Below are 11,963 nucleotides of genomic sequence, written 5' to 3' on the forward strand. Positions count from 1 at the left end.
GACAAGAAATTGAGTATGTGTCCTCGTGGCAGAACAGCGAGAGCTGTGCGCTCCGAAACTTACTCCCAAACTCGAGCTGCTGCCGGCAGCTCGGCCGCAGGCGGGCCGGAACCTGGCGCCGGATCCGCCAACGACGGTGCCTGGATGAGGCATCATGGAGAGGAGCTGCCACGCACGCTGGGGGCCGCCTCAAGCCGACTCTCGAGTTCGAAGGTAAGAATCGGAGTTTTGTGGCAGGCATAGTCAAGTATTCCCTTTTGGAGATCGTCGAGCTGGATCGATGGTCGTCCGAAGCCAAATGGGGACCCTTTTCATGAGAAGCGAAGAAGCCAACAAGGCCGTCGTTGGCCGCTGGTTCACCGAATTCTGGGGAAAGGACGTCAATCTCGCGGTCATCGACGAGATAGCCGCACCCGACATGCTGCTGAAGTATTCCCTGCACGAGCCCCGCCGCGGCCGCGAGGACATCAAGGCGTTCATGACCGACTTCCGCGCTGCGTTCCCCGACCTCAACTTCTGGGGCACCGCCGACCTGATCGCCGAGGGCGACTACGTCGTCGGCCAGTGGGAAGGTGGCGGCACGCACACGGGTGCTGCTTTCAATGACTTCCTGATCGGCGGCTTGCCGGCTGCGACCGGCCGCAGGATGCGCTTCACCGGAACGACCGTGCTGAAGGTCATCGACGGCAAGATCGCCGAAGAAATCGGTCTCGACGACGGCGTTACCGCTCTGACGCAGCTCGGCCTCATCAAGGCAGCTTGATCGAAACCGCACACGGCCTGCCCTCGCGGACGGCCGCGCCCTCCGCAAGGAGGGGATCGGGGCTCGCACAACGGAGTGCGGGCCTCCGCTATTTGATCGAGCAAGCAACGGGGCTTCTGCTCGATCGGCGACCGGAAATCTGAATATGGGCGTCGACGGAACATCTGGCCGCCGACCTGTCCAAGCTTGAATCCACCGATGCTCGCGATTGGGGCTGCGCGTGCGGCCTGATCCCCTGACCAACGGAGAGCAATTTCATGATGCTTATGCCGGACGACGACACGCTGGCGCGGGCCGGACAGGAAGAGCGTCCGATCTTTCTCCCCGAGCCACGGCGCCTCGAGGGGTTCAGCGATGCAGCCTTCTCCATCGTCATAACCCTGCTGGTTCTCGAAATTCACCGGCCGCATGCGTCCCCCGGACAGCTCGAGCGCGAGCTGATCAATGCATGGTCTTCGTATGTCGCCTATGCGGTTGCCTTCGTCTATGTCGGGGTGATCTGGCTCAACCACCACTATCTGTTCGATCGTCTTTCCAGGGTCGATCTGACGACCAACTGGATCAATCTCGGCATCATCGGAACGGCGGCGTTGATTCCATTTCCGACGGGTGCCTTGGCCGACGCCTTCAGAGACGGAAATATTGCAGACCAGCGCACGGCGATCGTGCTCTACGCGCTGATTGCCAGCCTCATGTCGGCAGCCTGGCTGCCTGCATTCTGGCACCTGTTCCGTCACCCTGAGCTGGCGAAGCCGCATCTGCCCATGGCGATGCTGGCGGCGGAGGTCCTGCGGCCGATCGTGGGCATACTTCTCTATGTCGTGGCCGCGCTTCTCGGCTGGTACATCCATCCGGTGATTGCTGTCTGCGTCTTCATGCTCGTCGTCGGTTACTACGCGTGGACCAGCCAGGGCGTCTATACTGGCGCGCGCAAGCGTGCGCTGAAGACGGCTTGACATGGCTGCGCCAGCAGCGCGCCGTATGTTCGGCGAGCCCGGTTCGGAGGACTGAGCGACAACCTCGAGAGGACGGCGCAGCCGAAGCTATCGAGCTCGCTGCCGAGCGCCGTCCAGTCCCGGGCGGAGACCCGGGCCTCTGCGGACATGTCCGCAGAGGCCGAGGAGCCGGTGACCAAGTTCGTCCTCACGCCGTGGCTTCCTTCTGGATGAGCGCACGCTTGCGCTCGATGCCCCAGCGATAGCCGGCCAGATCGCCGTTGCTGCGGACGACACGGTGGCAGGGGATGGCCAGTGCGACAGGGTTGGCCGCGCAGGCGCCGGCGACCGCGCGGGGATTGACCAGCGGGCCGATCCAGCGAGCCAGCTCCGTGTAGCTCACCGTCCTGCCGGCGGAGATCGCCCTCAGCTTCTCCCAGACGCGACGCTGGAACGGCGTGCCACGCATGTCGAGCGCCAGATCGAGGCCGCCGGCCGGCTTCTCGATGTAGCGGAGCACCTTCGCGACGTCGTCCTTAACCGCATCCTCACTCCGGATGAGCGTGGATGTCGGGAAACGGCCAGCGAGATCTGCCTCCAGCGCCTCGGCGCTGTCGCCGAGCAGGATCGAGCAGACCCCCTTGGCGCTGCGCGCGATCAACATCTTGCCGAGCGCGCCGTCGGCGACGGCGTAGGAAAGAACATCGGCGGGCGCCGCGGCCGGCCTCGCGCGCGAGTCGGGACGCATGCTGTCCTTGATAGTCATGAGGTTCATCTCGGCAACTCCTTTGTCTGCCCTCACGATCGAAACTACTTCACCGAGCGCATCGGCAAACTCCGATACTTGCCGTCAAAGCTGAGGTTGTTGGGCGATAGATCGGCGCAATGAGGAACGCCGGGCGAAACGCCCGGCCCGACGCTCGTTCGTGGGAGCGTTCGACAGTCCCCCTCGGGCTCTGCTCGACCAACAGAAATTCACCGCCCTCGAAGTCGCCTCTGAATTGGAAGGCAGGAAGCGGAGATCGGGGACGCCTGATTGTGTGTAAGGTCCTCGCGAGCGCCAGTCTTGTTCCCTCGCCTATAGGCTTTCACATCTCGTCTGGCATCGCATTTGGCCCCATGTTCCCTTCGCAAGAACAGCAAAAGGACCGTGAGACAATGTTCGATATTGCCGCGCGACGCGCTGATTTCCGCGCACTGCATGAGGAAGGCTATTTTTTGCTGCCCAGCGCTTGGAACGTTCGCGGCGCAAAGCAGCTGGAAATGCTGGGCTTCGCGGGCTTCGCATCATCGAATGCCGGCTTGGCGTGGGCGCTCGGTCGCGACGAGGGCGACGTCACGCGCGATGAGGTGCTTATGCATCTGCGCCGGCTCGTCGACGCCACCGAAATTGCCGTGAACGCCGATTTCGAATCCGGCTTCGCGGCAGACCCCAATGAGCTGATGGCAAACGTGCGTCTGGCGATTGATACCGGCATCGCCGCGCTTTCGATCAAGGACAGGGTTGGCGACGAACTCTATGAATCTCGATACGCGATCGCGCGTATTCAGGCATCCCGCAATGCGATCACCATGAGCGGAGCCGACGTCCTGTTGGTCGGCCGCTTCGAGGGGCTCATGATCGGCCGCACAAGCATTGATGATGCGATCGAGCGCTTGGTCGCCTATGCCAGCGCCGGAGCCGATGTTCTTTGTGCGCCGGGCCTCTGCGAGCCGGCTGCCATCAGAGCCGTCGTCGAGGCCATCGCGCCCAAGCCGGTCGATATCCAGCTGATGAAGCCTGGGATGACAGCTTCGGAACTTGGACGACAGGGTGTGCGGCGCATCAGCGTTGGCGATTCCTTCGCCGAGGCGTCCTGGGCAAGCTTCGGGCGAGCCGCGCAGCAGTTCATCGAATTCGGCGAGTTGTCGTCGGAATGCGTCCCGGCGCGCCGGTCAGAGGCCGCTCGAGCGTGATCCGCAAACAATGGACACCGGACTTTGGACAAGATCATGCTCAAACCAAAGACTGAGAGCAGGATGATGGTTCGACGATAAATCATCCCGTTCCAGGGACCGGAAGCGAGCAGAGGGTCCGTTCGCAACGCGTGCAGGACACGATGAGAGCGCCGGCGCACGGGCGCCAAGTGCTCTCGCTCCCCCCGATCGATCAGGCGAGCCGTAGGATCGTGGTTTCCGCAAGCAGGTAGATCTCGCCAGACGTGAAACGAACCTCGATCTCGCCATTGTCGAGCATGTCCCAAACGGCAAAGCCATCGGCGACGAGCTGGCCGATGTATGTCATGACGAGCGCTTTATCCGGGTTGTCCTTGGCGATAGCGACGAGCGCCTCGGCGGCCTCCTCCGTTCCGGGCAGCCTGCGCCGGCTCGTCTTTGCGTCGAATCCGCCGCGCGAAAACATAGTAGGAGCTTTCCTTGTTCAGTCGTTGCGATTGTCCGATCGTGGCAGATCAGGCGTGCGCAACTCGATTGCGCGAATGATAGCAACATGTGGCTGCGCGCCAGCTCTTACAGCCCTCCGATTGTCCCCGCCTCGCCGAAAGACAATTGGACACTATAGCGCTCCCCTGAACGTGAGATTGATGCGCATGCGCCCGACCGTCGGATGGACGCCGTCCTTCAGCTCCGCCACGCCGTGATAGCGAAGCCGCGATGGACCGCCCCATACCGCGACATCGCCGTGCCGCAGCGCGAACGTCTTGACCGGATCGCTGCGCCTGAGCCCACCGAACTGAAAGGTCGCCGGCAGACCGAGTGACACCGAGACAATCGGATTGGCAAGATTGCGCTCGTTCTTGTCCTGATGAAGCGAGAGCCGCGCATCGGGCTCGTAGCGGTTGATCAGACAGGCATCCGGGCGAAATGCTGGATACCCAGCCCGCGTCGCGCAGGCCATGGCGAGTTCGAGGAAGCAATCCGGCATGCGCGGCCAGGGGCACCCCGTCTCCGGATCGTTCCGGTCGTAGCGATAGCCGGTCCGATCTGTAACCCAGCCGGCAGCGCCGCAGTTCGTCATCGCGACGGACATGGTGAACCCGCCAGGCGTAACCATGTGCCGGAAGGGAGATTGTGCGGCGACGCCGTTCAGGGCGGCGAGGAGGCTCGCCTCAAACGAAAGCGCGGCCCCGCGCAGCAGCATGGCGCCGTGCGCCATGACGTCGGTCGGCGGATCGCGTGGGGTGCGCTCCTCAAGCAGATCGAACATGGCACGGCCTATCGGATATCGTGTCGATCGACGGGTGGAAGACGGGCCGATAGTTCGCCTGGAGGGCCATGACGGTCGACGGCGGTGTCAGAAGGCAATCGGCGCTGGCGAGGCGTTGGGGCGAAGCATACCCCTCATTGGTCCAACGGTGTGCGAGGCCGCCGCGAAGTGTGAACGCCTGGTCGCCCACGGTGACGATCACGCCGTCGGGCAACTGCGCCAGCGGCGCGGCAATGGGGTGCAGCCGCTTGCGGCCGCACTCGAGGCGTTCGGCGTGCAGAGTTGCGTCTATCGCCGTGGCGGACGGCAGCGCCCCACCTTTCGCGATCGCCCAGCAAGCGCGAAACCGCTCGGCGGCGCCACGCCTGCATAGAAAGCATGGGCGATGGCCGGCCGCGAACGCCACCGCCTCGTCGAGAAAGAACAACTCGGTCCAGCTGCGGCGCGCCATGACCTCCCGGCGACGGCCCTTGTATTCGCAGTCACAGACGAGCCAGCTCCGCGTCGCCCAGCGCTTCCTGAGCAGAGTCTTCGTTGCCGGATCGTGGATGATGCCACGATTGCCGATGAATAGGCCTCGCTGCGAAAGAGCGACGATCTCGCCGAACGGCGTGACGCGGTTTTGAAGGTGGCGCATAGGACCTACCTGGACCGCGCGATCTGACCGGTCCTCTTGAGCTTTTGGCGCAGCATACTGCGGAGGCCAGCCGCCCGCACTCCGACTCTTACCATCAAAGCAGCGATCGTTCGGGCGCGCAAATCCTGATCGTTGGAGCGCCTATTTCAGGACATTCCCGCGTTCACGCGGTATGCGCCACAGATACCAGGCCGCGACCGTGCGATGCGGAGCCCAGGCCGTCGAGATGTCGCGCAGATCATTGGGCTTGGGCAGCTCGGGCAGCGACTTCAGGGCACGATAACCTTCCCGAACGCCGAAATCATCGACCGGCAGAACGTCCATCCGTTCGAGGGAATACATCAGCAGCATTTCGACGGTCCATCGGCCGATGCCTTTGATGCCGACAATCCTGCCGATGAGCGTCTCGTCATCCATCGAGACCGCGACGTCGCGAGTGGGAACAACGCCGGACACCGCGCCGTCCGCGATCGCCTTGATGGTCGAGACTTTCCTGGCCGAGAAGCCGCAGGTTCGAAGTGTCTCGAACTCGGCGGCGACGAGGTCCTCGGGGCTGGGGAAATCCCGGTCCTCGAACAGCGCCTTGAGGCGTCGGATGATCGCGTCCCCGGCCTTGGCTGTCAGTTGCTGGTAGGCGATCGCCCGCACCAGCGCCTCGTAGGGCTCGCGGGCGGCTTTGGGGTCGTGCGTGCACGGGCCGACGAGGGCGATCAGCTCGGCCCAGTCGTCATCGACGTTCGTCAGGAAGGCGACCGACTCGTCATAGCGTGAAGACAGGTTCATGCCGTCTGTGACGCCTCGCGATCGAGGAGCGCCCGCTTGCGCTCGACGCCCCAGGCGTAACCGGAAAGGGCGCCGTCGTTACGAACCACGCGGTGGCAGGGAATGGCGACCGCGAGATTGTTCGTCGCGCAGGCGCCGGCCACGGCCCGCACCGCGTTCGGCGATCCGATGCGGCGGGCGATCTCGGAGTAGGACACACGCTCGCCCACCGGGATCTCCTGCAGGGCTTGCCAGACGCGGCGCTGGAACGCAGTACCGCGCACATCGAGCGGCAGATCGAGCCCGATGCCGGGGTTCTCGACGAAGCCGACGACGCGGGCGACCAGCGCTTCATATTCGCGATCGGCACCGATCAGATGGGCCTTGGGAAATCGGTCCTGAAGATTGCGGACGAGCTCGTCGGGATCGTCCCCGAGCAGGATCGAGGCGACACCCTTCTTGCTCGAGGCGACAAGGATTGCGCCGAGGGACGTCTGGCCGACCGCGAACTTGATCTCCTCGTTGGCACCGCCGGCGCGGTATTGCGTCGGCGTCATGCCGAGCATGCCGGTCGACTTCTCGTAGAAGCGGCCGCTGGAATTGAAGCCCGCATCATAGATCGCTTCGGTGACGCTGCTGCCGGCCTCGAGGCCCTTGCGCACCTTCTTCGCACGGTCGGCAGCCGCGTAGGCCTTCGGCGTCAGCCCGGTTACGGCCTTGAACACGCGATGGAAATAGCTCGGGCTACGCCCCACGGCCGCGGCGAGGTCCTCCAGCGAAGGCTCCTCCTCGCGCTCCTCGATGAGGCGACAGGCCTTGGCGACCAGGGCCGCATTCTCGGACTCGAGTGAGGGGCCGCTCGGGTTGCAGCGCTTGCAGGGCCGGAACCCGGTCGCTCGCGCACTCTCCAACGTATCGTGGAGCGTCACGTTCTTGGGATTGGCGGTGCGCGACGGGCACGACGGGCGACAATAGATTCCGGTCGTCGAGACGGAATACCAGAGTTGGCCGTCGGCCGTCTTGTCGCGGGCGACGATGCGAGCCCAGCGCGGATCATCCGCCACGGGAAGGGCCCGGGCGAGCTTTACGGTGATCGTCATGTCGTCTTCTCAGATTGTTCTGATCAGATCATGCCGTAGACCCGTATTCGCCACACTCCGATCCTTGCCTCCAAATCGGATTATCTTCCGCATCTTCGCGTGCCCGGTCGATGCCCGAGGGAGGGACGGACCGCCCCCTCGCGCTCTCGCCGACGACGTGCGATCAGATGCGGCCGGCCCTTCGTGCGTCGCACAACGGCGACGAGCGGCGAACGCCCGACATCGGGCTCGTTCAGTTCGAGCTTGCGCCGGCGAGCCCCGTGATAAATGGGTCAAGAACGTCCTATTGTTCCACCGGTCGGTGCTCACGCGCGAGAAGCGCACGTTTGCGCCTGACGCCCCAACGATAACCGGAGATCGAACCGTCTTTCTTGATGACACGATGGCACGGAACGATCACCGCGATCGGATTGCTCGCGATCGCAGCCGTCACGTCTCTCGGATCCCGAGAGCCGATTTTGGCCGACAGAGCGCCGTAGGTCGTCGTCTGTCCGGCTGGGATGTCCCGCAGCATCAGCCAGACCCTCACCTCGTAGGGCATCCCGCGCAAATCGAGCGGCAGATCGCAGTCGGCCGCTGGATCGTCGATCACCCCGGCAACGACCTGCATCACGTCAGCGAGCTCGTCCTGGCTGCGTTCGAGATGAGCGTCCGGAAAGCGGATGCGCAGATCATCCTCTAGTGCAGTGCGCATCGAGCTGAATTCAAGGGCCACGATGCCCTTACTGGACATGGCGACCAAGAAATCGCCAAGGGAGCTGCTCCCCCATGCAAATCGGATGATTTCGCGCATCGTCTTTACCTTCTCTTTGTTTAGAGACCATAGACAGAGGCGCGGCGAGTCTCGCTCCGTCCCTTGCTTCCAAATCGAAAGGTGAAAAGGCAGCGGATTTTTCCCGTGGAGATTCAACTCCAGCCGCCGAAATTGGGGCCGAGAAGGTGCGAGCGGATCGCGCCGAGCGACGTAGCGGCGTCGATCGACTTGGATGATGGCGGCCATGCGTTTACGAGCGGCTGGCGCACCGTCGATGCTCGCCGGGCGGGTCTCGGCTATGCTCGCCGATCAGGAGGCCGTCGTCTCCTCCCGATTGCGGGCCGGCCGTCGCGCCCGAGCTCGGCGGCGGCGGCCAGACCGAGTTGGTCCAAGACGCAGCAGCTCCCACCATCGCGCATGTAATATCAGCTTAACCTGAGAACCGAATTGCCGCCGACTATGGACGTTGCTCGGCGACAAGCGCTATCGATAACCGGAGATGCTCAACGTCATCGCTCTGGCAGGCTATAGTTGTCGGGAGCGCTGGCATAGAGTTCGGTCAAAGACGCAAGATGCGCTTCGGCGAGGGGCGCATCGGCTATGGAACGCCACGAAGTCTCTGTCGGCGTCTTGGCACCCGAGATGAGAAAACCGGTGGGGAGACAGGATGAAAGCGGTCTATCTGGAGAGCTATGGCGGCCCGGAGGTATTGCGGCTGGTCGACATGGATATGCCGGTCGCCGGCCCAGGTCAGATCGTCGTCCGGAATCGGGCGATTGGCTTCAATTATTTGGAGACGAGGCAGCGCCGCGGCGATTTTCCGCTGCCGATACCCGGCGGAATCGGAAACGAGGCGGCGGGCGTCGTGGAGTCCGTAGGTCCGGACGTATCCGCGTTTCGGCCGGGGGATCGGGTGGCTTATATGGCGATCGCGCCTGGCGCGGACGCCGAGGTGACCGTCGTCGAGGCGCATCGCGCCTTCCGCCTGCCGGACCAGGTCTCGTTCGAAGCCGCAGCGGCGTCCATCGTCAAGGGCATGACGGCCGAGGTGCTGCTCAAGCGCACCTATCCGGTGAAGCCGGGGTCCGACATCCTGGTGTGGGCCGCGGCCGGCGCCATGGGACAGCATCTCGTTCGATGGGGCAGCCAGCTCGGCGCCCGCGTGATCGGCGTGGTCGGTTCAGAAGAGAAAGCATCCATTGCCAAGTCGGTCGGGGCCGCGCATGTGCTCATCTCGTCCCGGGACGACGTCGCCAAGCGGGTCAGAGAGCTGACCGGCGGAAGGGCGTCGATGCTGTCTATGATGCCATCGGCAAAGATTCCGCGGAAGCATCGATGAATTCGCTGGCGCCGCTCGGCATGTTCGTCAACTACGGCAGCGCCTCAGGGCATCCTGACCCGCTGAAGGTGACCGATCTATCCGATAAGGGCTCATTGTTCTACACCCGCGCGGTGCTCTTCACTTATATTCGGACGCCGGCCCTGTTCAAGGAGGTCGCCGATGACCTGGTCGATGCGCTGAGTCGGGGCATTCTGAAATTGCCACCGCCGCGAATCTACCCGCTTGCCGATGTTGCCCAAGTGCATCGCGACATGGGGGCACGCAAGACCACCGGCAGCCTGGTCATGGTGCCTTGACCGTCGCGCCCTGACCGTCGTGCGTTGATCGGATGGCGGGCCGGAGGCCGGACTGCGCGGGCCGGCCGCCTTCGCATGAACGCTGGGAGCCCCATCGACACCGGCTCGAGCCGCTCACAGCTATGAGGCTCCCGCGCGCTCCGTCGTCGCCGGCAAGGAATCAGTACCTTTAAAGGGCCTCCTCTTGGGGGCGCTTGTGCTTACGGCATGCACCGTGCCGTCTAGGTGATTCCACCCCATCGCGAAGCGGCGCTAGTGTGGCGATGCGCCGGCTCCGGCGGCGGTTCTTCCTCATTCCGTCGAAGACGCCAGCGGGCGGCCCGCCGTCGAGCAGCATACGGAAATCATATCAGAAACACGACCTCGATATATTGGACCCCATGGGGGAAGCGTCTTAGGTTCGCTCGCTGGATGCGCCGCACCCGCCGAGAGGAAGGAATGCAAAACGCCTCGAAGGATGGCTGCTCGGCACTGTCGGCTTCCAAGACTTCCCGCCTCGTAGCCTTCGCGGATCTCGGCATGGAAGTGACCTGCTGGCGCGCAGCCGGTAACGGGGCCGTCGACCTCAGCGCGTGTCGATCCACATCCTCGGCCCCGCCGCCCGGCGCGGCCGACATCATCCGGTCGCCGGAGACGCCGGCGCGCGCGGCCGTGTCGTGAAGGGAGCCCCATGAGCAAGAACTTTATCGGCGGACAGTGGGTCTCTTCCGCATCCGGAGCCACCTTGCCGATGATCGAGCCGGCGACAGGGACGACGTACGGCGAGATCGCCGACAGCGCGGCGGTGGACATCGATGCCGCGGTCATATCCGCGCGGGCAGCCTTCGACGACGGCCCGTGGGGACGCACGACGGCGACCGAGCGCGGGCGAATGCTGAGCCGCATGGCCGAGCTGATCCTCGCGAACGCCGCCGAGCTGTCGGCGATCGAAGCCAGGGACACCGGCAAGCCCAAGAGCGTGGCGGACGCCGACATCGTGGCGCTCGCCCGCTATTTCGAGTTCTACGGCGGCGCGGCCGACAAGCTTCACGGCGAAACCATCCCCTACCTGAACGGCTTCCTGGTGTCGGTGCTGCCCGAGCCGCATGGGGTCACAGGCCACATTCTGCCCTGGAACTACCCCGCTCAAATGTTCGGACGGACGCTCGCGCCGGCACTGGCCGTGGGCAACGCCACCGTTCTGAAGCCGGCGGAAGACGCCTGCGCGTCGCCGCTGCGACTTGCGGCGCTGGCGATGGACGCGGGCTTTCCCGAAGGCGCGATCAACGTGGTGACGGGCCCGGGAGCAAGCGCCGGCGCCGCTCTCGTCTCCCACCCGGGCATCGACTTCATATCCTTCACCGGCTCTCCGGAGGTCGGGCAAGTCATTCAGAAGCTCGCCGCAGACAACTACATCGGCTGCACCCTGGAGCTGGGGGGCAAGTCGCCGCATCTCGTCTTCGCCGACGCCGACTTCGACGCCGCCGTCCCGGTCGTCTGCAGGGCGATCATCCAGAACAGCGGCCAGACCTGCTCCGCAGGCAGCCGGGTGCTGGTGGAACGGTCAGCCTACGAACCCTTTGTCGAGCGCCTGTCGGACGCGTTCGCGAAGATGCGCGTCGGCGCCCCGGAGATGGATCTGGACTGCGGCCCCATCATCACCGCCAGGCAGCAGGCCCGCGTGCAGCGCTTCATCGACCAGGCGGCCGCCGACGGCATTCCCCTTCTGGCCCAAGGGACGATCGCCGCCGGCGTCGATCCGCATGGGTTCTATGTGAAGCCATCGCTGTTCGGGCCGACGCCGCGCGCCAACGCCCTGGCGCGAGAGGAGGTGTTCGGTCCCGTGCTGGCGGCGATGCCGTTCGAGGACGAGGCGGATGCCGTGAAGCTCGCCAACGGCACGGACTATGGCCTCGTCGCCGCGGTCTGGACGCGCGACGGCGCACGCCAGCTCCGGGTCGGCCGGCGGCTTCGCGCTGGCCAGGTCTTCATCAACACGTACGGCGCGGGCGCGGGGATCGAGCTGCCCTTCGGCGGGACGGGCAAGAGCGGACACGGCCGCGAGAAGGGCTTCGCCGCGCTGCGCGATTTCTCGCGCACCAAGACGATGGTGCTCAATCATGGCGTCTGAAGCCGGCGCGGGTTCAGGGCCGGGCCGTCGGGACAGCCAAAGGAAGCCGGGAGTCGAAT

Annotated in this window: 13 protein-coding genes; 6 read left to right on the plus strand and 7 right to left on the minus strand. The window is 64.5% G+C overall.

Annotated elements, in window-relative coordinates; translation table 11 throughout:
* Nucleotides 1-313: 313 nt before the first annotated feature.
* Nucleotides 314-763 carry an ester cyclase gene (locus tag ACZ5PO_RS05435; RefSeq protein WP_464196692.1) on the plus strand — a complete coding sequence of 150 codons (450 nt, stop codon included), beginning with the start codon at nt 314-316 and terminating at the stop codon, nt 761-763.
* A 257-nt stretch (nt 764-1,020) separates the two neighbouring features.
* Nucleotides 1,021-1,719, plus strand: a complete 699-nt coding sequence (locus tag ACZ5PO_RS05440) for a TMEM175 family protein (protein WP_464191054.1) — start codon at nt 1,021-1,023, stop codon at nt 1,717-1,719.
* A gap of 187 nt (nt 1,720-1,906) precedes the next feature.
* On the opposite strand, the gene ACZ5PO_RS05445 is transcribed toward ACZ5PO_RS05440, so the two are convergent.
* Nucleotides 1,907-2,473, minus strand: a complete 567-nt coding sequence (locus ACZ5PO_RS05445; RefSeq protein WP_464191056.1) for a methylated-DNA--[protein]-cysteine S-methyltransferase — start codon at nt 2,471-2,473, stop codon at nt 1,907-1,909.
* 383 nt (nt 2,474-2,856) lie between these two features.
* On the opposite strand from ACZ5PO_RS05445, the gene ACZ5PO_RS05450 reads away from it, so the two are divergent.
* Nucleotides 2,857-3,654: an isocitrate lyase/PEP mutase family protein gene (locus ACZ5PO_RS05450; RefSeq protein ID WP_464191058.1), complete on the plus strand. Its 798-nt coding sequence runs from the start codon at nt 2,857-2,859 to the stop codon at nt 3,652-3,654.
* Between the two features lie 193 nt (nt 3,655-3,847).
* Here the strand turns inward: ACZ5PO_RS05450 and ACZ5PO_RS05455 are convergent, their stop codons facing one another.
* From ACZ5PO_RS05455 to ACZ5PO_RS05480, 6 genes are all read right to left on the minus strand, one after another.
* The gene (locus ACZ5PO_RS05455; protein WP_464191060.1) at nt 3,848-4,099 is read right to left on the minus strand and encodes a hypothetical protein; all 252 of its coding nucleotides are present in this window, start codon (nt 4,097-4,099) and stop codon (nt 3,848-3,850) included.
* 153 nt (nt 4,100-4,252) lie between these two features.
* Nucleotides 4,253-4,903 carry a DNA oxidative demethylase AlkB gene (gene alkB, locus ACZ5PO_RS05460; RefSeq protein ID WP_464191062.1) on the minus strand — a complete coding sequence of 217 codons (651 nt, stop codon included), beginning with the start codon at nt 4,901-4,903 and terminating at the stop codon, nt 4,253-4,255.
* A complete protein-coding gene (locus ACZ5PO_RS05465) occupies nt 4,887-5,354 on the minus strand; it encodes a hypothetical protein (RefSeq protein WP_464191064.1) in 468 nt (155 codons plus the stop codon). The genes alkB and ACZ5PO_RS05465 overlap by 17 nt, the downstream gene beginning before the upstream one ends.
* 327 nt (nt 5,355-5,681) lie before the next feature.
* A complete protein-coding gene (locus tag ACZ5PO_RS05470; RefSeq protein WP_464191066.1) occupies nt 5,682-6,188 on the minus strand; it encodes a DNA-3-methyladenine glycosylase family protein in 507 nt (168 codons plus the stop codon).
* Nucleotides 6,189-6,319: 131 nt separating this feature from the next.
* On the minus strand, nt 6,320-7,402 hold the full coding sequence (ada, locus tag ACZ5PO_RS05475; RefSeq protein ID WP_464191068.1) for a bifunctional DNA-binding transcriptional regulator/O6-methylguanine-DNA methyltransferase Ada: 1,083 nt from the start codon (nt 7,400-7,402) through the stop codon (nt 6,320-6,322).
* A 283-nt stretch (nt 7,403-7,685) separates the two neighbouring features.
* Nucleotides 7,686-8,195, minus strand: coding sequence for a methylated-DNA--[protein]-cysteine S-methyltransferase (locus ACZ5PO_RS05480; RefSeq protein WP_464191070.1), 510 nt, complete (start codon nt 8,193-8,195; stop codon nt 7,686-7,688).
* Between the two features lie 628 nt (nt 8,196-8,823).
* Between ACZ5PO_RS05480 and ACZ5PO_RS05485 the strand changes: the two genes are divergently transcribed.
* From ACZ5PO_RS05485 to ACZ5PO_RS05495, 3 genes are all read left to right on the plus strand, one after another.
* Entirely contained in the window at nt 8,824-9,495 is a 672-nt protein-coding gene (locus tag ACZ5PO_RS05485) for an alcohol dehydrogenase catalytic domain-containing protein (protein ID WP_464191072.1), read from the plus strand.
* Nucleotides 9,465-9,794: a zinc-binding dehydrogenase gene (locus ACZ5PO_RS05490; RefSeq protein WP_464196694.1), complete on the plus strand. Its 330-nt coding sequence runs from the start codon at nt 9,465-9,467 to the stop codon at nt 9,792-9,794. The genes ACZ5PO_RS05485 and ACZ5PO_RS05490 overlap by 31 nt, the downstream gene beginning before the upstream one ends.
* Nucleotides 9,795-10,464: 670 nt before the next feature.
* On the plus strand, nt 10,465-11,904 hold the full coding sequence (locus ACZ5PO_RS05495) for an aldehyde dehydrogenase family protein (protein WP_464191075.1): 1,440 nt from the start codon (nt 10,465-10,467) through the stop codon (nt 11,902-11,904).
* The last annotated feature ends 59 nt before the right edge of the window (nt 11,905-11,963 follow it).

This window comes from Chelatococcus sp. KU-N122, assembly GCF_055391085.1.

Bases quoted from the DNA above. Each gene is read 5' to 3' on its own strand.
- ACZ5PO_RS05435 (WP_464196692.1), top strand. From the start codon at position 314: ATGAGAAGCGAAGAAGCCAACAAGGCCGTCGTTGGCCGCTGGTTCACC.
- ACZ5PO_RS05440 (WP_464191054.1), top strand. From the start codon at position 1,021: ATGATGCTTATGCCGGACGACGACACGCTGGCGCGGGCCGGACAGGAA.
- ACZ5PO_RS05445 (WP_464191056.1), bottom strand. From the start codon at position 2,473: ATGAACCTCATGACTATCAAGGACAGCATGCGTCCCGACTCGCGCGCG.
- ACZ5PO_RS05450 (WP_464191058.1), top strand. From the start codon at position 2,857: ATGTTCGATATTGCCGCGCGACGCGCTGATTTCCGCGCACTGCATGAG.
- ACZ5PO_RS05455 (WP_464191060.1), bottom strand. From the start codon at position 4,099: ATGTTTTCGCGCGGCGGATTCGACGCAAAGACGAGCCGGCGCAGGCTG.
- alkB (WP_464191062.1), bottom strand. From the start codon at position 4,903: ATGTTCGATCTGCTTGAGGAGCGCACCCCACGCGATCCGCCGACCGAC.
- ACZ5PO_RS05465 (WP_464191064.1), bottom strand. From the start codon at position 5,354: ATGGCGCGCCGCAGCTGGACCGAGTTGTTCTTTCTCGACGAGGCGGTG.
- ada (WP_464191068.1), bottom strand. From the start codon at position 7,402: ATGACGATCACCGTAAAGCTCGCCCGGGCCCTTCCCGTGGCGGATGAT.
- ACZ5PO_RS05480 (WP_464191070.1), bottom strand. From the start codon at position 8,195: ATGCGCGAAATCATCCGATTTGCATGGGGGAGCAGCTCCCTTGGCGAT.
- ACZ5PO_RS05485 (WP_464191072.1), top strand. From the start codon at position 8,824: ATGAAAGCGGTCTATCTGGAGAGCTATGGCGGCCCGGAGGTATTGCGG.
- ACZ5PO_RS05495 (WP_464191075.1), top strand. From the start codon at position 10,465: ATGAGCAAGAACTTTATCGGCGGACAGTGGGTCTCTTCCGCATCCGGA.